The organism is Streptomyces sp. NPDC092045 (assembly GCF_044756005.1).
Lineage (GTDB): Bacteria > Actinomycetota > Actinomycetes > Streptomycetales > Streptomycetaceae > Streptomyces.
In genome coordinates, this window is record NZ_JBIVSC010000023.1 from 37588 (window position 1) to 57813 (window position 20226).

The following is a 20226-nucleotide window of genomic DNA, read 5'->3' on the forward strand; positions in this document are numbered from 1 at the left end:
GCTGAGGGGCACCTATGGGACTCGAAGAGAAACTCCCGAGCGGCTTTCTGCTGACGACGGTCGAACAGGCCGCGGGCTGGGTGCGCAAGGCGTCCGTCTTCCCCGCGACCTTCGGCCTCGCCTGCTGCGCCATCGAGATGATGACCACCGGAGCCGGCCGGTACGACCTGGCCCGCTTCGGCATGGAGGTCTTCCGCGGCTCGCCGCGCCAGGCCGACCTGATGATCGTGGCCGGCCGGGTCAGCCAGAAGATGGCGCCCGTCCTGCGGCAGGTCTACGACCAGATGCCCGACCCCAAGTGGGTCATCTCCATGGGCGTCTGCGCCTCCTCGGGCGGCATGTTCAACAACTACGCGATCGTCCAGGGCGTCGACCACATCGTGCCGGTCGACATCTACCTGCCCGGCTGCCCGCCGCGCCCCGAGATGCTGATCGACGCGATCCTCAAGCTCCACCAGAAGATCCAGGCCTCCAAGCTCGGCGTGAACGCCGAGGAGGCGGCGCGCGAGGCGGAGGAGGCGGCGCTCAAGGCACTGCCGACCATCGAATTGAAGGGTCTGCTCCGGTGAGCGACGAGACACCCAACCCCGAGAAGGACCTCAGCGCGCAGAACCTGCCGGGCCAGCGCGGGGACCACGGCGAGGAGGTCCGCGTCCAGCGCGGCATGTTCGGCGCCCAGAGCGGCGCCGACACCTCCGGCTACGGCGGCCTCGTCCGCTCGATCCGGCTCCCCGGCCCGGCCGCCCGCCCCTACGGCGGATGGTTCGACGAGGTCGCCGACGAACTCGAGGGCGCCCTGGAGGAGCAGGGCCTCCTCCCTTCGAGCGCCATCGAGAAGACGGTCGTCGACCGCGGCGAGCTCACCTTCCACGTCGAGCGCGAGCACCTGGTCCGCACGGCCCGCACCCTGCGCGACGACCCGGCGCTCCGCTTCGAGCTCTGCACCGGCGTCTCCGGCGTGCACTACCCGCACGACAAGGGCCGCGAGCTGCACGCCGTCTACCACCTGCGCTCGCTCACCCACGGCCGGATGATCCGGCTGGAGGTCTCGGCCCCGGACACCGACCCGAGGATCCCGTCCCTCGTCGCCGTCTACCCGACGAACGACTGGCACGAGCGCGAGACGTACGACTTCTTCGGCATCGTCTTCGACGGCCACCCCGCCCTCACCCGGATCATGATGCCGGACGACTGGCAGGGCCACCCGCAGCGCAAGGACTACCCCCTCGGCGGCATCGCCGTCGAGTACAAGGGCGCCCAGATCCCGGCTCCGGACCAGCGGAGGTCCTACTCGTGACCACTCCCCACGCGTCTCCGCGAGAGACCACCGAAGGCTCCGTCTACACGGTGACCGGCGGCGACTGGGACGAGGTCGCCCGGTCCGCCGCCAAGGCCGACGACGAGCGGATCGTCGTCAACATGGGGCCCCAGCACCCCTCCACCCACGGCGTGCTCCGCCTCATCCTGGAGATCGACGGCGAGACCGTCACCGAGGCCCGCTGCGGCATCGGCTACCTCCACACCGGCATCGAGAAGAACCTCGAATACCGGACCTGGACGCAGGGCACCACCTTCGTCACGCGCATGGACTACCTCACCTCGTTCTACAACGAGACGGCGTACTGCCTCGGCGTGGAGAAGCTCCTCGGCATCACCGACCGGATCCCGGACCGGGCCAGCGTCGTCCGCGTCCTGCTCATGGAGCTCAACCGGCTCTCCTCGCACCTGGTCTGCATCGCCACCGGCGGCATGGAGCTCGGCGCCACCACGATCATGATCTACGGCTTCCGGGACCGCGAGATGATCCTGGACCTGTACGAGCTGATCACCGGCCTGCGCATGAACCACGCGTACATCCGCCCCGGCGGCCTCGCCCAGGACCTCCCGCCCGGCGCCGTCGACGCCGTGCGCGAGTTTGTGAAGACCATGAAGAAGAACCTGCCGGAGTACGACAAGCTCGCCACCGGCAACCCCATCTTCAAGGCCCGCATGCAGGACGTCGGCTACCTCGACCTCGCCGGCTGCATGGCCCTCGGCGCCACCGGACCGATCCTGCGCTCCGCGGGCCTCCCGCACGACCTGCGCAAGACCGACCCGTACTGCGGCTACGAGGACTACGACTTCGAGGTCCCCACCGCCGACACCTGCGACTCCTACGGGCGGTTCCTGATCCGCCTGGAGGAGATGCGCCAGTCGCTGCGGATCGTCGAGCAGTGCCTCGACCGCCTGGAGCCCGGCGAGGTCATGGTCGCCGACAAGAAGATCGCCTGGCCCGCGCAGCTCGCGCTCGGCACCGACGGCCTCGGCAACTCCCTCGAACACATCAAGAAGATCATGGGCACCTCCATGGAGGCCCTGATCCACCACTTCAAGCTGGTCACCGAGGGCTTCCGGGTCCCGCCCGGCCAGGCCTACGCGGCCGTCGAGTCCCCCAAGGGCGAACTCGGCGCGCACGTCGTCTCCGACGGCGGCACCCGCCCCTACCGGGTCCACTTCCGCGACCCGTCCTTCACCAACCTCCAGGCCATGGCGGCGATGTGCGAGGGCGGCCAGGTCGCCGACGTCATCGTCGCCGTCGCCTCCATCGACCCCGTGATGGGAGGCGTCGACCGATGACCGAGCAGATCAGCCTGGGCATGCCCCAGCTCCCCGCCCCCGGCTACCCGGCGGACGTCCGCGCCCGCCTGGAGGAGGACGCGCGGGCCGTCGTCGCCCGCTACCCGGACTCCCGCTCCGCGCTCCTGCCGCTGCTGCACCTCGTGCAGGCCGAGGAGGGCCACGTCACCCGCACCGGCATGGCGTTCTGCGCCGACGTCCTCGGCCTCACCACCGCCGAGGTCACCGCCGTCGCCACCTTCTACACCATGTACCGGCGCAAGCCCTCCGGCGACTACCAGGTCGGCGTCTGCACCAACACGCTGTGCGCGGTCATGGGCGGCGACGCCATCTTCGACGAGCTGAAGGAGCACCTCGGCGTCGGCAACGGCGAGACCACCGAGGACGGCAAGGTCACCCTCGAACACATCGAGTGCAACGCGGCCTGCGACTTCGCGCCCGTCGTGATGGTCAACTGGGAGTTCTTCGACAACCAGACCCCCGAGTCCGCCAAGAAGATGGTGGACGACCTGCGGGCCGGACGGACCGTCGAACCCACCCGCGGCGCCCCGCTCTGCACCTTCAAGGAGACCGCCCGCATCCTCGCCGGCTTCCCCGACGAGCGCCCCGGCGCCGTCGAGGCCACCGGCGGCGCGGGCCCCGCCTCGCTCGTCGGCCTCCGACTGGCCAAGGGCGAGCAGCCGCACCGTCGAATCGTCCACCCGCGCGGTGAGACCTCCGGTCAGGAGGGGGAGTGATGACCTTGGCCACCGAGATCAACCACAGCAGCCCGGAGAAGCTCCTCGCCCCCGTCCTCTCGGCCTTCTGGGACCAGCCCGACTCCTGGACCCTGGAGACCTACGAGCGCCACGAGGGCTACCGGGGCCTCCGCAAGGCCCTCGCGATGAGCCCCGACGACCTCATCGCGTACGTCAAGGAGTCCGGCCTCCGCGGCCGCGGCGGCGCCGGCTTCCCCACCGGCATGAAGTGGCAGTTCATCCCGCAGGGCGACGGCAAGCCGCACTACCTCGTCGTCAACGCCGACGAGTCCGAGCCCGGCACCTGCAAGGACATCCCGCTCCTCTTCGCCAACCCGCACTCCCTCATCGAGGGCATCGTGATCGCCTGCTACGCGATCCGCTCCAGCCACGCCTTCATCTACCTGCGCGGCGAGGTCGTCCCCGTCCTGCGCCGCCTCCACGAGGCCGTCCGCGAGGCCTACGCCGCCGGATACCTCGGGCAGAACGTCCTGGGCAGCGGACTGGACCTCGAACTCACCGTGCACGCCGGCGCCGGCGCGTACATCTGCGGCGAGGAGACCGCGCTCCTCGACTCGCTCGAAGGCCGCCGCGGCCAGCCCCGGCTGCGGCCCCCCTTCCCCGCGGTCGCCGGCCTCTACGCCTGCCCCACCGTGGTGAACAACGTCGAGTCCATCGCGTCCGTTCCCGCGATCCTCAACAGGGGCAAGGACTGGTTCACCTCCATGGGCAGCGAGAAGTCCCCGGGCTTCACGCTGTACTCGCTCTCCGGACACGTCGCCTCGCCCGGCCAGTACGAGGCCCCGCTCGGCATCACCCTGCGCCAGCTCCTCGACATGAGCGGCGGGATGCGCCCCGGCCACCGCCTCAAGTTCTGGACCCCCGGCGGCTCCTCCACCCCGATGTTCACCGACGAGCACCTCGACGTGCCCCTCGACTACGAGGGCGTCGGCGCCGCCGGCTCCATGCTCGGCACCAAGGCGCTCCAGTGCTTCGACGAGACCACCTGCGTGGTCCGGGCCGTCACCCGCTGGACCGAGTTCTACGCCCACGAGTCCTGCGGCAAGTGCACCCCCTGCCGCGAGGGCACGTACTGGCTCGTCCAGCTCCTTCGTGCCATCGAGGCCGGCAAGGGGCAACTGTCCGACCTCGACAAGCTCAACGACATCGCCGACAACATCAACGGCAAGTCGTTCTGCGCCCTCGGCGACGGCGCCGCCTCGCCGATCTTCTCCTCCCTGAAGTACTTCCGCGAGGAGTACGAGCAGCACATCACGGGCAAGGGCTGCCCCTTCGACCCGGCCAAGTCGACCGCCTGGGCGGACAACCACAAGGAGGTGACCGCATGACCGTCACCGAGTCCGGACCGGCAGGAGGCGGCAGCGCGGCGGTACCGCCGGAGGACCTCGTCACGCTGACCATCGACGGCATCGAGGTCTCCGTCCCCAAGGGGACCCTGGTCATCCGCGCCGCCGAACAGCTCGGCATCGAGATCCCGCGCTTCTGCGACCACCCCCTCCTCGACCCCGCCGGCGCCTGCCGCCAGTGCATCGTCGAGGTCGAGGGCCAGCGCAAGCCGATGGCCTCCTGCACCATCACGTGCACCGACGGCATGGTGGTGAAGTCGCAGCTCACCAGCCCCGTCGCCGAGAAGGCCCAGCACGGCGTGATGGAGCTGCTGCTCGTCAACCACCCGCTCGACTGCCCCGTCTGCGACAAGGGCGGCGAGTGCCCCCTCCAGAACCAGGCCATGTCCCACGGACAGGCCGAGTCCCGCTTCGAGGGCGTCAAGCGCACCTACGAGAAGCCCGTCCCGATCTCCACCCAGGTCCTCCTCGACCGCGAGCGCTGCGTGCTCTGCGCCCGCTGCACCCGCTTCTCCAACCAGGTCGCGGGCGACCCGATGATCGAGCTGATCGAGCGCGGCGCGCTCCAGCAGGTCGGCACCGGCGAGGGCGACCCCTTCGAGTCGTACTTCTCCGGCAACACCATCCAGATCTGCCCGGTCGGCGCCCTCACCTCCGCCGCCTACCGCTTCCGCTCCCGCCCCTTCGACCTGGTCTCCTCGCCGTCGGTGTGCGAGCAGTGCTCCGGCGGCTGCGCCACCCGCACCGACCACCGGCGCGGCAAGGTCATGCGGCGGCTCGCCGCCGAGGACCCGGAGGTCAACGAGGAGTGGATCTGCGACAAGGGCCGCTTCGGCTTCCGGTACGCGCAGCAGCGCGACCGGCTCACCACCCCGCTCGTGCGGAACGCCGCGACCGGTGAACTGGAGCCCGCCTCCTGGCCCGAGGCCCTGGAGGCCGCCGCCCGCGGGCTCGTCCGAGGCCGCACCGGCGTCCTGGCCGGCGGCCGGCTGACCGTCGAGGACTCCTACGCGTACGCCAAGTTCGCCCGGGTCGCCCTCGACACCAACGACGTCGACTTCCGGGCCCGGACGCACTCCGGCGAGGAGGCCGACTTCCTGGCCTCCGCCGTCGCCGGACACGGCCGCGACCTGGACGGGTCGGGCGTCACGTACACCTCGCTCGAAGCCGCCCCGGCCGTCCTCCTCGTCGGTCTGGAGTCCGAGGAGGAGGCCCCCGGCGTCTTCCTGCGGCTGCGCAAGGCCTGGCGCAAGCACGGCCAGAAGACCTACGCCGTCGCCGCGTTCGCCACCCGGGGCCTGGAGAAGACCGGCGGCACCCTGCTGCCCGCCGCCCCCGGCACCGAGACCGAGTGGCTCGACGCCCTCACCTCCCGGGTCGGCCTCACCGGCGACGGACTCGCCGCCGCCGAGGCCCTCCGCCAGGAGGGCGCCGTCCTCGCCGTCGGCGAACGCCTCGCGGGCGTGCCCGGCGCGCTCACCGCCGCCCTGCGCGCCGCCACCGCCACCGGCGCCCGGCTCGTCTGGATCCCGCGCCGCTCCGGCGAACGCGGCGCCGTCGAGGCCGGCGCGCTCCCGGCGCTCCTCCCCGGCGGCCGGCCCGCGACCCACCCCCGCGCCCGCGAGGAGGTCGCCGCCGCCTGGGGCGTCCGCGAACTCCCCGTCCGCCACGGCCGCGACACCGGCCAGATCGTCGAGGCCGCCGCCACCGGCGAGATCGCCGCCCTGCTCGTCGGCGGCGTCGAGGTCGCCGACCTGCCGGACCCGGCACGCGCGCGCGAGGCGCTCGACGCGGCCTTCGTCGTCTCCCTGGAGCTGCGGCCCGGCGAGGTCACCGACCGCGCCGACGTCGTCCTGCCGGTCGCCGCCGTCGCCGAGAAGTCCGGCACCTTCCTCAACTGGGAGGGCCGGGCCCGGATGTTCGAGGCCGCGCTCAAGCCGGAGCAGATGACCCGGCCGCTCGCCCCGACCGACACCCGCGTCCTGCACATGCTGGCCGACGCCCTCGACGCCCACCTGGCCCTGCCCGACCTCAGGGCCGTGCGGCGGGAGCTGGACCGGCTCGGCGGCTGGAGCCACGAGCGGGCCACCGAGCCCGCCGAGCCCGGCCGGCCCGCGCCCCGCACCGGCGACGGCGAGGCCGTCCTCGCCGGCCACCGGCTCCTGCTCGACCTCGGACGCCTCCAGGAGGGCGACACCGCCCTCGCCGGCACCCGGCACGCGGCCGTCGCCCGGCTCTCCGCCGACACCGCCGCCGACACCGGAGTCAAGGACGGCGACCTCCTGGAGGTCACCGGCCCGGCCGGCTCGGTCGCCCTCCCGCTCCTGGTCACCGAGATGCCCGACCGCGTCGTCTGGCTCCCGCTGAACTCGACCGGGCACGGCGTCCTCTCCGACACCGGCGCCCGCCCGGGCGACCTGGTCCGCATCGGCCCGGCGACCCCGCGCCCCGCCGACGTCACGGAGGTGCAGGCATGAGCGTGCCGCTCGCCGCTGAAGACCTGTCCATGTTCGGCACGGACCCCTGGTGGCTCGTGGCGGTCAAGGCCGTCTTCTGCTTCGCCTTCCTGATGGTGACCGTGCTCTTCTCCATCGTGTGGGAGCGCAAGGTCGTCGCCTGGATGCAGCTCCGCGTCGGCCCCAACCGGCACGGCCCCTGGGGCCTCCTCCAGTCCCTCGCGGACGGCGTCAAGCTGATGCTCAAGGAGGACGTGATCGTCAAGAAGGCCGACAAGGTCGTCTACGTCCTCGCCCCGATCGTCGCCGCGATCCCCGCCTTCATGGCGATCGCCGTGATCCCCTTCGGCCCGGCGGGCAACGAGGTCTCGATCTTCGGCCACCGCACCACGATGCAGCTCACCGACCTGCCGATCGCGATGCTCTACGTCCTCGCGGTCGCCTCCGTCGGCATCTACGGCATCGTCCTCGCCGGCTGGTCCTCCGGCTCCACGTACCCGCTCCTCGGCGGACTGCGCTCCTGCGCGCAGATGATCTCCTACGAGATCGCCATGGGCGCGGCCTTCGCCTCCGTCTTCCTCTACTCCGGGTCGATGTCGACCTCGGCGATCGTCGAGGCGCAGGCGGACCGCTGGTTCGTGATCCTGCTGCCGGTCTCCTTCATCATCTACGTCGTCACGATGGTCGGCGAGACCAACCGCGCCCCCTTCGACATGCCGGAGTCCGAGGGCGACCTCGTCGGCGGCTTCAACACCGAGTACTCGTCCATCAAGTTCGCGATGTTCATGCTCGCCGAGTACGTGAACATGGTGACGGTCTCGGCCGTGACGGTGACCCTCTTCCTGGGCGGCTGGCGGGCCCCGTACCCCGTCTCCACCTTCTGGGAGGGCGCGAACCACGGCTGGTGGCCGATGCTCTGGTTCGTGATCAAGGTGCAGCTGCTGCTGTTCTTCTTCATCTGGCTGCGCGGCACCCTGCCCCGCGTCCGCTACGACCAGCTGATGAAGCTCGGCTGGAAGGTGCTCATCCCGGTCTCCGTGGTCTGGCTGATGCTGGTCGCCACCGTCCGGGCGCTGCGCAACGAGAACATCGCGTTCACGAACATCGTCCTGTACGTGGCCGGGGCGGTGCTCGCCCTGCTCCTCCTCTCCTTCGTGGTGGACCTCTTCCGCGACCGGAAGGCGAAGGCGGCGGCGCCCGCGCCCGAGGAGGACCGGGACTTCGACCCGATGGCCGGAGGCTTCCCCGTACCGCCCAAGCCCGGACAGACCCTGCCGCCCGTGCCCCGGCGCCGACCGCGGCACCAGCGGGACCTCGTTGCCAGTGGCGCCCCCGATACCGCTACTGCGAGTGATGGAAAGGAGACGGACGGTGTCTGACTTCCAGAATCCGGTGGCCGGCTTCGGCGTGACCTTCAAGGCCATGTTCAAGAAGCGGCTGACCGAGCAGTACCCGGAGCAGCAGAAGACGACGGCGCCCCGCTTCCACGGCCGGCACCAGCTCAACCGCCACCCCGACGGCCTGGAGAAGTGCGTCGGCTGCGAGCTGTGCGCCTGGGCCTGTCCCGCCGACGCCATCTACGTGGAGGGCGCGGACAACACGGAGGAGGAGCGCTACTCGCCCGGCGAGCGCTACGGCCGCGTCTACCAGATCAACTACGCCCGCTGCATCCTGTGCGGCCTGTGCATCGAGGCCTGCCCCACGCGCGCGCTGACGATGACCAACGAGTTCGAACTGGCCGACTCCTCCCGGGCGAACCTGATCTACACCAAGGAACAGCTCCTCGCGGGACTGGAGGAGGAGATGGTCGACACCCCGCACGCGATCTTCCCCGGCATGACCGAGCAGGACTACTACCGGGGCCTCGTCACCACCGCGGCGCCCGGCACCGTCCGCCAGACCGCCGTCTCCAAGGGGGAGAAGGACGACGCCGACGAGGAGGTGGACGCGTGAGCGCGCACCTCGCCGCCGAGACCCTCGCGGCGTACACCACCTCCACCGGCGAGGCCGTCCAGTTCTGGATCCTCGGCACCGTCGCCGTCGTCGGCGCGCTGTGCACGATCCTGATGCGCAGGGCCGTCCACTCCGCGCTCTGCCTCGCCGGAACCATGATCATCCTGGCGGTCTTCTACCTGGCCAACGGCGCGTACTTCCTCGGCGTCGTCCAGATCGTCGTCTACACCGGCGCGATCATGATGCTCTTCCTCTTCGTCGTCATGCTGGTCGGCGTCACGGCCGCGGACTCGCTGAAGGAGACGCTCAAGGGCCAGCGCTGGTGGGCCGCCGCCTGCGGCCTCGGCTTCGGCGTCCTGCTCTGCGCCGGCATCGGGAACGCCTCGATCACCGAGTTCGCCGGCCTCGGCGCCGCCAACGCCGCGCGCGGCGGAAACGTCGAGGGCCTCGCCGCCCTCATCTTCACCAAGTACGTCTTCGCCTTCGAGATCACCGGCGCGCTCCTCATCACCGCCTCCGTCGGCGCGATGGTCCTCACCCACCGCGAGCGCACCGAACGCGCCCGCACCCAGCGCGAGCTCGCCGAGCAGCGCGTCCGGGAGGGGAAGCACGTGCCGCCGCTGCCCGCGCCCGGCGTCTACGCCCGGCACAACGCCGTGGACGTCCCGGGCCTGCTGCCCGACGGCACCCCGGCGGAGCTCACCGTCATGGGGACCCTGCGCAAGCGGGGCCAGATCCGGGACGTGTCCGCCGGGGCCATGGCCGACCTCAAGGCCCTGGAGCAGCGCTCCGAGGAGCGGCTCGGCCGGGACCGGGACGAAGAGGAGGCCAACCGGTGAATCCCGTCAACTACCTGTACCTCTCCGCCCTGCTGTTCACCATCGGCGCGGCCGGGGTGCTGATCCGGCGCAACGCGATCGTGGTCTTCATGTGCGTGGAGCTGATGCTCAACGCCTGCAACCTCGCGTTCGTCACCTTCTCCCGCATGCACGGCAACCTCGACGGCCAGATCGTCGCCTTCTTCACGATGGTCGTCGCCGCCGCGGAGGTCGTCGTCGGGCTCGCGATCATCGTGTCCGTCTTCCGTGCCCGCCACTCGGCCTCGGTCGACGACGCAAGCCTGATGAAGCTGTGAGGGGCTGACCGTGGAAAATCTCATCGCTCTGCTCGTCGGGGCGCCCCTGCTCGGGGCGGCCGTGCTGCTCTGCGGCGGCCGCCGGCTCGACCGGGTCGGCCACTGGATCGGCACGCTCCTCGCGGCCGTCTCCTTCGCGATCGGCCTGGCGCTCTTCGCCGACATGCTCGGCAAGGGGGCCGAGGAGCGGGCCCTGCACCAGCGGCTCTTCACCTGGATCCCCGTCGAGGGCTTCCAGGCGGACGTGGCCTTCCAGCTCGACCAGCTCTCCATGACGTTCGTCCTGCTGATCAGCGGGGTCGGCACCCTCATCCACGTGTACTCCATCGGATACATGGAGCACGACGAGCGGCGCCGCCGGTTCTTCGGCTACCTGAACCTGTTCGTCGCGGCGATGCTGCTGCTCGTCCTCGCCGACAACTACCTGCTCCTGTACTTCGGCTGGGAGGGCGTCGGCCTCGCCTCGTACCTCCTCATCGGGTTCTGGCAGCACAAGCCCAGCGCGGCCACCGCCGCGAAGAAGGCGTTCCTGGTCAACCGGGTCGGTGACATCGGCCTCTCGATCGCCATCATGATCATGTTCACCACCTTCGGGACCTTCGCCTTCGGGCCGGTCCTGGAGGCGACCGGCCAGGCCTCGCAGGGGACGCTGACCGCGATCGGCCTGATGCTGCTCCTCGCGGCCTGCGGCAAGTCGGCCCAGGTGCCGCTGCAGTCCTGGCTCGGGGACGCGATGGAGGGCCCGACCCCGGTCTCGGCCCTCATCCACGCGGCCACGATGGTGACCGCCGGTGTCTATCTGATCGTCCGCTCCGCCGACATCTTCAACGCCGCCCCGGACGCGCAGCTCGTCGTCACCATCGTCGGCGCGGTCACGCTCCTCTTCGGTGCGATCGTCGGTTGCGCCAAGGACGACATCAAGAAGGCGCTGGCCGGCTCGACGATGTCGCAGATCGGCTACATGATCCTGGCGGCCGGCCTCGGCCCGATCGGCTACGTCTTCGCGATCATGCACCTGGTGACGCACGGCTTCTTCAAGGCCGGGCTCTTCCTCGGCGCCGGTTCGGTCATGCACGGCATGAACGACGAGGTCGACATGAGGAAGTACGGCGGCCTGCGGAAGTACATGCCGGTCACCTTCGTCACCTTCGGCCTCGGCTACCTGGCGATCATCGGCTTCCCCGGCCTGTCCGGCTTCTTCTCCAAGGACAAGATCATCGAGGCGGCGTTCGCGAAGGGCGGCGCCGAGGGCTGGATCCTCGGCGCGGTCACCCTGCTCGGCGCGGCCATCACCGCGTACTACATGACCCGCGTGATGCTGATGACCTTCTTCGGCGAGAAGCGCTGGCAGCCCGACGAGAACGGCAACCCGCCGCACCCGCACGAGTCGCCCAGGTCCATGGTGATCCCGATGGTGCTGCTCGCCGTCGGCTCGGTCGCCGGAGGCGCGGTCTTCGAGTTCGCCGGGTTCGTCGAGTGGCTGGAGCCGGTCACCGGCTACGAGCACGGCCACCCGCCGATCGGCGCCGCCGCCGTCACCGCCTGCACCGTCGCCGTCATGGTGATCGGCGTCGGCCTGGCCTACCTCCAGTACGGGCGCCGGCCCGTCCCGGCGGTCGCCCCGCGCGGCTCGCTGCTCACCCGGGCGGCCCGCCGCGACCTGCTCCAGGACGACTTCAACCACGCCGTCTTCGTCACGGGCGGCACGCACCTCACCCGCTCGCTCGTCTACGTCGACCACTCCCTGGTGGACGGCGTGGTCAACGGCACCGCGGCGGGCGTCGGCGGGCTCTCCGGCCGGCTGCGCAAGCTCCAGAACGGCTACGCCCGCTCGTACGCGGTCTCCATGTTCGGAGGTACGGCGGTGCTGATCGCCGCGACCCTGCTGATGAGGGCGGTGTAACTCCCATGTCTTTCCCGCTCCTTACGGTGACGGCAGCGGTGCCGGCGGTCGGTGCGATCCTGACCGCCGCCGTGCCCGCCGCCCGCCGCACCGCCGCCAAGTGGCTGGCGCTGCTCGTCTCGCTCGCCACGCTCGTCCTCGCCGGAATCGTCTTCGCACGGTTCGAGCCCGGCGGCGAGCGGTACCAGCTCACCGAGTCGTACGCCTGGATCAAGGACTTCGGGGTCCGGTACGAGCTGGGCGTGGACGGCATCGGGGTGGCGCTGATCGCGCTCACCGCGCTGCTGATCCCGTTCGTCATCCTGGCCGGCTGGCACGACGCCGACCCCCTGGAGACCTCGTCGAAGCGGTGGCGGCCGACGCAGGGCTTCTTCGCCCTGATCCTCATGGTCGAGGCGATGGTGATCCTCTCCTTCGAGGCCACCGACGTCTTCCTCTTCTACATCCTGTTCGAAGCCATGCTCATCCCGATGTACTTCCTCATCGGCGGCTTCGGCGACCGGGCCCACGCGGGCTCCGACGAGAACGCGGCGGCCCAGCGCTCCTACGCGGCCGTCAAGTTCCTCCTCTACAACCTGGTCGGCGGCCTGATCATGCTGGCCGCCGTCATCGGCCTGTACGTGGTCGCGGGGAACTTCTCGCTCACCGAGATCGCCGGGGCCCGGGCCAACGGCTCCCTGGAGATCGCCACCAGCACCGAGCGCTGGCTGTTCCTCGGCTTCTTCTTCGCCTTCGCGGTGAAGGCGCCGCTGTGGCCGCTGCACACCTGGCTGCCGAACGCGATGGGGGAGGCCACCGCCCCGGTCGCCGTCCTCATCACCGCCGTCGTCGACAAGGTCGGCACCTTCGCGATGCTCCGCTTCTGCCTGGGGCTCTTCCCCGAGGCCTCGAAGTGGGCCACGCCCGCGATCGTCGTCCTCGCCCTGATCAGCATCGTCTACGGGGCGCTCGTCGCCGTCGGCCAGCGGGACATCAAGCGCCTGGTCGCCTACGCGTCCATCTCGCACTTCGGCTTCATCGTCCTGGGCATCTTCGCGATGACCAGCCAGGGCCAGTCCGGCGCCACGCTCTACATGGTCAACCACGGCATCTCGACCGCCGCCCTGATGCTGGTCGCCGGATTCCTGATCTCCCGGCGCGGCTCGCGGCTCATCGCCGACTACGGCGGCGTGCAGAAGGTCGCGCCGGTGCTCGCCGGCACCTTCCTGATCGGCGGCCTCGCGACCCTGTCGCTGCCCGGACTCGCGCCGTTCGTCAGCGAGTTCCTGGTCCTGGTCGGCACCTACGCCCGCTACCCGGTGGCCGGCGTCATCGCCACCACCGGCATCGTCCTCGCCGCGCTCTACACCCTCGTCCTGTACCAGCGGACGATGACCGGGCCGGTGAAGGAGGAGGTCCGGAAGCTGCCCGACCTGCGGCCGCGCGAACTGGCCGTGGTCGTCCCGCTGATCGCCGTCCTGATCTTCCTCGGGGTGTTCCCGAAGCCGCTGACGGACGTCGTCAACCCGGCGGTGCGGCACACCATGTCCGACGTCCAGCAGAAGGACCCCCAGCCAGAAGTGGAGGCGGCCAAGTGAGCACTCCCGCTGTCGCATCCTCCGTCCACACCCTGTGGGCGACCGCAGCCGAGCCGCTGGAGAAGATCCCGGCGCCCCACATCGAGTACACGCAGCTCGCGCCCGTCCTCATCGTGGTCGGCGCCGCGGTCCTCAGCGTCCTCGTCGAGGCCTTCGTGCCCCGCAGGGGCCGCTACACCGCCCAGGTCTTCCTGAGCGTCCTCGCGCTCGCCGCCTCCTTCGCCGCCGTCGTCGGCCTGGCGGCCGGCGGCTACGGCTCCACCAAGGCCCACATCGCGGCCATGGGCGCCATCGCGGTCGACGGGCCCGCCCTCTTCCTCCAGGGCACCATCCTGCTCGCGTCGATCGTGGCGGTCTTCACCTTCGCCGAGCGCAGGCTCGATCCGGCCGACCACGGCCACCGGGTCGACTCCTTCGCCGCCGAGGCCGCCGCCGTGCCCGGCAGCGACCACGAGAAGGCGGCGGTCAAGGCCGGGTTCACCACCACCGAGGTGTTCCCGTTCGCCCTCTTCGCCGTCGCGGGCATGCTGGTCTTCCCGGCGGCCAACGACCTCCTGACGCTCTTCATCGCCCTGGAGGTCTTCTCCCTCCCGCTGTACCTGCTGTGCGCCCTCGCCCGCCGCAAGCGGCTGATGTCGCAGGAGGCGGCCGTCAAGTACTTCCTGCTCGGCGCCTTCTCCTCGGCCTTCCTGCTCTTCGGGATCGCCCTGCTCTACGGCTACGCGGGCTCCGTCTCGTACGCCACGATCGCCGACGTCGTCGACGGGACGGTCGCCTCGGTGAACCCGGCGCTCGCCGACACCATGGGGAACGACGCGCTGCTCCTCATCGGCTTCGCCATGGTCCTCATGGGACTCCTCTTCAAGGTCGGCGCCGTGCCGTTCCACATGTGGACCCCGGACGTCTACCAGGGCGCCCCGACCCCGGTCACCGGCTTCATGGCCGCCGCAACCAAGGTCGCCGCCTTCGGCGCGCTGCTCCGCCTGCTCTACGTGGTGCTCCCGGGCCTCACCTGGGACTGGCGGCCGGTCATGTGGGGCGTCGCGATCCTCACCATGCTGGGCGGCGCGATCGTCGCCATCACCCAGACCGACATCAAGCGGCTCCTGGCGTACTCGTCCATCGCGCACGCGGGCTTCCTGCTCGCGGGCGTCATCGCCGCCACCCCCGACGGCATCTCCTCCGTCCTGTTCTACCTGGGCGCGTACTCCTTCGTGACGATCGGCGCCTTCGCCGTCGTCACCCTGGTCCGGGACGCGGGCGGCGAGGCCACCCACCTCTCCCAGTGGGCCGGTCTCGGGCGCCGCTCGCCGCTCGTCGCGGCGGTCTTCGCGGTCTTCCTCCTCGCCTTCGCCGGCATCCCGCTGACCTCCGGCTTCTCCGGGAAGTTCGCGGTCTTCAAGGCGGCGGCGGAGGGCGGCGCGGGCGCCCTCGTGGTGGTCGGCGTGATCTCCTCGGCGATCGCGGCCTTCTTCTACGTCCGGGTCATCGTGCTCATGTTCTTCAGCGAGCCCAGGACGGACGGCCCCACGGTCGCCGTCCCCTCGGCCTTCACCACCGTCGCCATCACGGCGGGCGTGGCGGTCACCCTGGTCCTCGGCCTCGCGCCGCAGTACTTCCTGGACCTGGCGAACCAGGCGAGCGTGTTCGTGCGGTAGCCCCGGACGGACGCGCGCGAAGGGCCCGGCTCCTCCAGGAGCCGGGCCCTTCCGCGCACTTCACCCCCGGCAGCCGCCGTGCCATCGTGGAAGCCGCCCCGAATGGTCTGTACCAGTCCTCGGAAGGGAAGCGGCACGATGCGCGGCACCACCGTCTTACCAGGCACCCCCTGCGACGCCCCGAGGGCCGGCGACCCGCCCGTGCACCGCCTCGAACTCCGCCTGCCCGACCGGGTGCCCTTCGCGGCCGGGGGATTCGACGCGATGGGACCGATGTCCCGGGCCGCGTACCCGCACCGGCACACCTTCTACGAGATCGTGCACGTCACCGAGGGCAGCGGCGTCCACGTGCTCGACCTGGACCGGTACGAGGTGCGGCCGCCGCAGCTCGGGGTGATCCTGCCCGGACAGGTGCACCAGTGGGAGGGCGTGCGCGGACTCGAAGGGTCGCTCGTCCTCTTCACGCCCGAGTTCCTGGTCGGCGGGCCCGACGACGAGGAACTGCTGCGGCGGCTCGGGGAACGGCCCTGGGTCGACCTCGACGCCGCCACCCACGCGCGCACGAGCCTGCTGATGGGCGACCTGGCCGAGGAGTACCGGCACGGGGCCGACGGATTCGCCGGGGTGCTGCGGTCCCTGCTCCACGTGCTCCTCGTCCGGGCCTCCCGGCTGCCCGGCGGCGCGGGCGGGGACCTGCCGCCGCCGCGCGGCCTGGCCGAGGAGTTCCTGCGGCTCGCCCGCACCGCCGGGACCGCCGGCCTCTCCGTGCGGGAGTGCGCCGATCGGATCGGGGTGACCCCCGGACACCTCACCGAGGTGGTGCGGGCGGCCACCGGCCGCACGCCGGCCGCGCTGCTGCGCCAGGAGCGGGTGCGGGAGGCGCAGCGGCTGCTCGTCGCCACCGGGCTGCCCGTGCGGCAGGTGGCCGCCCGGGTCGGGTTCGACGACGCCGCCTACTTCTGCCGGTTCTTCCGGAGGGAGGTCGGCCGCAGCCCCGGGCGCTTCCGAAAAGACCACGACCGCCGCGTTCCGTCCATCGAACCCGGTGCCGCGGGCCCCTAGGTTCATTGCCGATCCCAGCCCCCCACCCGAGGAGCCAGGCACATGGACCACGAGACCAGCACCGGGCACGTCAGCCGCAAGACCGTCCTGCGGGCCGCGCTCGCGGCCGGCATGGCGGCCCCCGCGGTGCTCATGGGCGTCCCCGCGCTCGCCCGCACCCTGACCGGCGGCGAGGAGGCGCCCGCCCTCACCCCCACGTGCGACGACGGCGACGACCCCACCCCGGCGCAGATGGAGGGCCCGTACTTCAAGCCCAACTCCCCGCTGCGCTCCAGCCTGCTGGAGTCCAACACCCCCGGCGTCCGGCTCACCGTCAGCGGATACGTCTTCGGGCGCGCCTGCCGGCCGATATCCGGCGTACTGCTGGACTTCTGGCAGGCCGACACCAACGGCGCCTACGACAACACCGGGTTCCGCTTCCGCGGCCACCAGTTCACCGGCGCCGACGGCTCCTTCAAGCTCACCACGATCGTGCCCGGCCTCTACCCGGGCCGCACCCGGCACATCCACGTCAAGGCGCAGGCCCCCGGCCGCCCGGTGCTCACCACGCAGCTGTACTTCCCGGGCGAGCCCCGCAACAACACCGACAGCCTCTTCGACCCGCGGCTGCTCATGACCGTCCGGGACGCGGGCGGCGCGCGCGAGGCCGCCTTCGACTTCGTCCTCGACGTGCCGCAGAACCCCGGCCCGACGCCGACGCCCACCCAGACCACCCAGCCGCCGGGGGGCAGCTGGGCGGTGGGCACCTCCTACCGGGCCGGGGACGTCGCCACCTACGGCGGGACGGGTTACGTCTGCCTCCAGGCGCACACCGCCCAGCCCGGCTGGCAGCCGCCGAACGCCCCCGCCCTCTGGCGGGCCGTCTGAGACCCCGGGCGCGTGCCGCGGCCCGCGGCCCGCGCCCCGGGGGCGGCTCAGCCGACGGCGGGGGCGATCCGGCCCCGGACCTCGCCCAGGGCGACCCGGGTGCCGTCCGGGCCCGGAGCCCACGCCGTCAGGACGACCTCGTCGCCGTCCTCCAGGAACGTCCGCTTCCCGCCGGACAGTTCGAGCGCGTCGCGGCCGTTCCAGGTCAGCTCCAGGAGCGAACCGCGCTGGTCCACCTCGGGACCGGAGACCGTCCCGGAGCCGTACAGGTCGCCCGTGCGCAGCGACGCGCCGTTCACCGTCATGTGGGCGAGCTGCTGGGCCGCCGTCCAGTACATCGAGGAGAACGGCGGCTCGGCCACCACCTCGCCGTTGATCTCGACCGTGATCCGCAGGTCGAAGCCGCCCTGCTCCTCCTCGTCCGCGTCGTCCAGGTAGGGCAGGAGCGGGAAGTCCCGCGCGGGCGGGGCGGTGCGGGCCGCGTCCAGGGCCTCCAGGGGCGTCACCCACGCCGAGACCGACGTCTGGAACGACTTGCCGAGGAACGGGCCGAGCGGCACGTACTCCCAGGCCTGCACGTCCCGCGCCGACCAGTCGTTGAGCAGCGTCAGGCCGAAGACGTGCTCCCGGAAGTCGCCGAGCGCCACCGGCCGGCCCAGCTCCGAGGGGGTGCCGACCAGGAAGCCGACCTCCGCCTCGATGTCCAGCTTCACCGACGGCCCGAAGACCGGGGCCGGGTCGGAGGGCGCCCTGCGCTGCCCGGAGGGCCGTACGACGTCGGTCCCGGAGACCACCACCGTGCCCGCCCGTCCGTGGTAACCGATCGGCAGGTGCTTCCAGTTGGGGGTCAGCGGCTCGCCGTCGGGGCGGAAGATCCGGCCCACGTTGGTCGCGTGGTGCTCGCTCGCGTAGAAGTCGACGTAGTCCGCGACCTCGTACGGCAGGTGCAGCGTCACCGCGTCCAGCGGGTGGAGGAGCGGCTCGACGTCCGCCCGGTGCGCGGGGACCGTCACCCACGCCGTGAGCGCCCGGCGGACGTCGCGCCAGGCGGTCCGCCCGGCGGCGAGGAGCGGGTTCAGGCTCGGCTGTGCGAGCAGTGACGCGTAGGGGGAGCCGAGCGCGTGCGCCGCGGCCCCCGCGTCCAGCACGTACCCGCCGATCCGGACGCCGAGCCGGCGCCGGTCGGGCTCCTCGGCGGTGGAGAAGACGCCGTACGGGAGGTTGTGCGGGCCGAAGGGATCGCCCTCGGCCAGGTCGAGCGGGCTGTGCTCGGACATCGGTGCTTGCCTCGCTTTCCACGGGTGTTGGGGGACACGTTACGGGTCGTGCCGCCGGGCGCGGATGACATGGATCACACGGAAAGCGCGGCCTCCGTGGGCAACTGTCCGCGTTCGTTCCCTTTGGGTGCCCGATGGTGCCTCCTCCCGTATCCGGGCCGCGAAAACGGGTCTCCCGGGGCGGGGCGCCGGGACCTACGATCGCGGTGGCGTCGCGCCGCGTGAAGTAGCCGCAGGAGCACGCCCCGCTCTTTTTTCGACCCCCTGACCAGGAAAAGGTCCACAACGTGAAGATCCGCCGCATTCTCGCGACCGCAGTGGCCGCCGCCGTCACCACGCCGGTCGTGCTCCTGTCCGCCGCCCCCGCCTTCGCCGGCACCGAGCCGTCGTCCGCCTCCCCGCAGAAGCCGGCGGCCGGCAAGGACGCCAAGCCGCCGACGCACAAGGAACTGCAGGACGCCGTCACCGAGGCGCAGAAGGCACACGTCGCGGCCGTCGCCGTCCTCGACAAGGCCAAGGCGGACCGGAAGGCCCTCGACAAGGCCGACCACCCCCTCGTGATCGCGTACAAGGCCGCCGTCAAGGCCGTCAACAAGGTCGGCCAGGACAGGGAGGCCGCCGGAGAGAAGCTCAGCGAGGCCGAGAAGGCCCAGCGGGAGCTGACCGAGGACGCCACCCCCGAGCAGAGGGAGGCCGCCGCCGCGGCCGTCGAGCTGGCGAAGAAGGCCCTGGCCGAGATCGAGGCCCTCGTCCCCGGCGTCGTCGCGGACAAGGAGCGGACCGGCACCGCCCTCCGCAACGCGATCCACGAGGCCGATAACGCCATCGACATCGCCCTGAGCAACGAGGAAGTGGCGATCATGGCCCTCGAGAAGGCCAGGGCGGACCTGGCGGCCTTCGAGGCGATCGGTCAGGAGTGCGCGGAGAGCAAGACCGTCAAGGTCGTCCTCGGCGGTCCGAAGAAGGTCACCGCCGGCACCAGCGCCGTCTTCTCGCTGCGCGTCTCCAACACCTCGAAGAAGACCCTGGACGAGGTCGAGGCCTACGCCTTCGCCGCCGCCCTCCCCGACAGCATCGAGGAGGAGGACTTCTTCAAGGAGTACATCACCGTCGAGTGGTCCTCCGCGGACGTCCTGGAGTGGACGCCGGTGACCGAGGACAAGGACGCCATCGAGGTCGGCAAGCTGGTCAAGGGCGGCCACTACGACGTGAAGCTGCGCCTCACGGTCGACCCCGAGACCCCGGCGGGCCCCGGCGTCGTCTTCGCCATCGGCGCGTACGAGAACGAGGACCGCTCCTGCGGGATCGGCCAGGAGCCCGCGACCGCCCAGTTCGACATCCTCGCCGCCAAGGGCGACAAGCCGAAGCCGAAGCCGACCCCGTCGCCGTCGACCACGACGCCCGCCCCGGTGCCCACCACCGGCACCACCGGCAACACCGGCACCACCCAGCAGGGCGGTTCGTCCAGCACCCCGGTGACCAACGGCAGCCTCGCCGCCACCGGCTCGAACGACGCCCTGCCGATGATCGGCCTCGCCGCCGCCGGGGCCGTCGCCCTCGGTGCCGGCGCGGTGTTCGTCGCCCGCCGCCGCAAGGCCGGTTCGCAGGCGTAAGCAGG

17 protein-coding genes are annotated in these 20226 nt (G+C 71.4%); 16 read left to right on the forward strand and 1 reads right to left on the reverse strand.

Going from position 1 to position 20226, the window contains the following annotated elements; all coding sequences use genetic code 11:
* Positions 1–14 precede the first annotated feature (14 nt).
* The 15 genes from ACIQKA_RS31210 to ACIQKA_RS31280 all read left to right on the forward strand — a co-directional run bounded on the left by ACIQKA_RS31210 (position 15) and on the right by ACIQKA_RS31280 (position 17331).
* On the forward strand, positions 15–569 hold the full coding sequence (locus ACIQKA_RS31210) for an NADH-quinone oxidoreductase subunit B family protein (protein WP_366376353.1): 555 nt from the start codon (positions 15–17) through the stop codon (positions 567–569).
* Positions 566–1297, forward strand: a complete 732-nt coding sequence (locus ACIQKA_RS31215; protein WP_383157096.1) for an NADH-quinone oxidoreductase subunit C — start codon at positions 566–568, stop codon at positions 1295–1297. The genes ACIQKA_RS31210 and ACIQKA_RS31215 overlap by 4 nt, the downstream gene beginning before the upstream one ends.
* On the forward strand, positions 1294–2616 hold the full coding sequence (locus tag ACIQKA_RS31220; protein WP_383157093.1) for an NADH-quinone oxidoreductase subunit D: 1323 nt from the start codon (positions 1294–1296) through the stop codon (positions 2614–2616). Before ACIQKA_RS31215 ends, ACIQKA_RS31220 begins: the two co-directional genes overlap by 4 nt.
* A complete protein-coding gene (gene nuoE / locus ACIQKA_RS31225; RefSeq protein WP_366376359.1) occupies positions 2613–3353 on the forward strand; it encodes an NADH-quinone oxidoreductase subunit NuoE in 741 nt (246 codons plus the stop codon). Before ACIQKA_RS31220 ends, nuoE begins: the two co-directional genes overlap by 4 nt.
* Positions 3350–4702 carry an NADH-quinone oxidoreductase subunit NuoF gene (nuoF, locus tag ACIQKA_RS31230; RefSeq protein ID WP_383157091.1) on the forward strand — a complete coding sequence of 451 codons (1353 nt, stop codon included), beginning with the start codon at positions 3350–3352 and terminating at the stop codon, positions 4700–4702. The genes nuoE and nuoF overlap by 4 nt, the downstream gene beginning before the upstream one ends.
* Positions 4699–7197, forward strand: a complete 2499-nt coding sequence (locus ACIQKA_RS31235; RefSeq protein WP_402543044.1) for an NADH-quinone oxidoreductase subunit G — start codon at positions 4699–4701, stop codon at positions 7195–7197. The genes nuoF and ACIQKA_RS31235 overlap by 4 nt, the downstream gene beginning before the upstream one ends.
* On the forward strand, positions 7194–8555 hold the full coding sequence (gene nuoH / locus ACIQKA_RS31240) for an NADH-quinone oxidoreductase subunit NuoH (RefSeq protein ID WP_402543045.1): 1362 nt from the start codon (positions 7194–7196) through the stop codon (positions 8553–8555). Before ACIQKA_RS31235 ends, nuoH begins: the two co-directional genes overlap by 4 nt.
* Complete coding sequence (nuoI, locus tag ACIQKA_RS31245) at positions 8530–9129, forward strand: NADH-quinone oxidoreductase subunit NuoI (RefSeq protein ID WP_383157084.1); 600 nt, start codon at positions 8530–8532, stop codon at positions 9127–9129. The genes nuoH and nuoI overlap by 26 nt, the downstream gene beginning before the upstream one ends.
* Positions 9126–9968 carry an NADH-quinone oxidoreductase subunit J gene (locus ACIQKA_RS31250; RefSeq protein WP_383430378.1) on the forward strand — a complete coding sequence of 281 codons (843 nt, stop codon included), beginning with the start codon at positions 9126–9128 and terminating at the stop codon, positions 9966–9968. Before nuoI ends, ACIQKA_RS31250 begins: the two co-directional genes overlap by 4 nt.
* Positions 9965–10264 carry an NADH-quinone oxidoreductase subunit NuoK gene (gene nuoK, locus ACIQKA_RS31255; protein WP_030208826.1) on the forward strand — a complete coding sequence of 100 codons (300 nt, stop codon included), beginning with the start codon at positions 9965–9967 and terminating at the stop codon, positions 10262–10264. Before ACIQKA_RS31250 ends, nuoK begins: the two co-directional genes overlap by 4 nt.
* A 10-nt stretch (positions 10265–10274) precedes the next feature.
* Positions 10275–12167 carry an NADH-quinone oxidoreductase subunit L gene (gene nuoL / locus ACIQKA_RS31260; protein ID WP_383157077.1) on the forward strand — a complete coding sequence of 631 codons (1893 nt, stop codon included), beginning with the start codon at positions 10275–10277 and terminating at the stop codon, positions 12165–12167.
* Positions 12168–12172: 5 nt separating this feature from the next.
* Positions 12173–13744: an NADH-quinone oxidoreductase subunit M gene (locus tag ACIQKA_RS31265; RefSeq protein WP_351969379.1), complete on the forward strand. Its 1572-nt coding sequence runs from the start codon at positions 12173–12175 to the stop codon at positions 13742–13744.
* Positions 13741–15402 carry an NADH-quinone oxidoreductase subunit NuoN gene (gene nuoN / locus ACIQKA_RS31270; protein ID WP_383157074.1) on the forward strand — a complete coding sequence of 554 codons (1662 nt, stop codon included), beginning with the start codon at positions 13741–13743 and terminating at the stop codon, positions 15400–15402. The genes ACIQKA_RS31265 and nuoN overlap by 4 nt, the downstream gene beginning before the upstream one ends.
* Before the next feature lie 138 nt (positions 15403–15540).
* Entirely contained in the window at positions 15541–16464 is a 924-nt protein-coding gene (locus tag ACIQKA_RS31275) for an AraC family transcriptional regulator (RefSeq protein ID WP_383157073.1), read from the forward strand.
* 42 nt (positions 16465–16506) lie between these two features.
* Positions 16507–17331, forward strand: coding sequence for a carbohydrate-binding protein (locus ACIQKA_RS31280; protein ID WP_390110714.1), 825 nt, complete (start codon positions 16507–16509; stop codon positions 17329–17331).
* Positions 17332–17378: 47 nt separating this feature from the next.
* On the opposite strand, the gene fahA is transcribed toward ACIQKA_RS31280, so the two are convergent.
* Complete coding sequence (gene fahA, locus ACIQKA_RS31285; protein ID WP_383184977.1) at positions 17379–18608, reverse strand: fumarylacetoacetase; 1230 nt, start codon at positions 18606–18608, stop codon at positions 17379–17381.
* Positions 18609–18895: 287 nt separating this feature from the next.
* On the opposite strand from fahA, the gene ACIQKA_RS31290 reads away from it, so the two are divergent.
* Positions 18896–20221, forward strand: a complete 1326-nt coding sequence (locus ACIQKA_RS31290; RefSeq protein ID WP_391094398.1) for a peptidase — start codon at positions 18896–18898, stop codon at positions 20219–20221.
* Positions 20222–20226 lie beyond the last annotated feature (5 nt).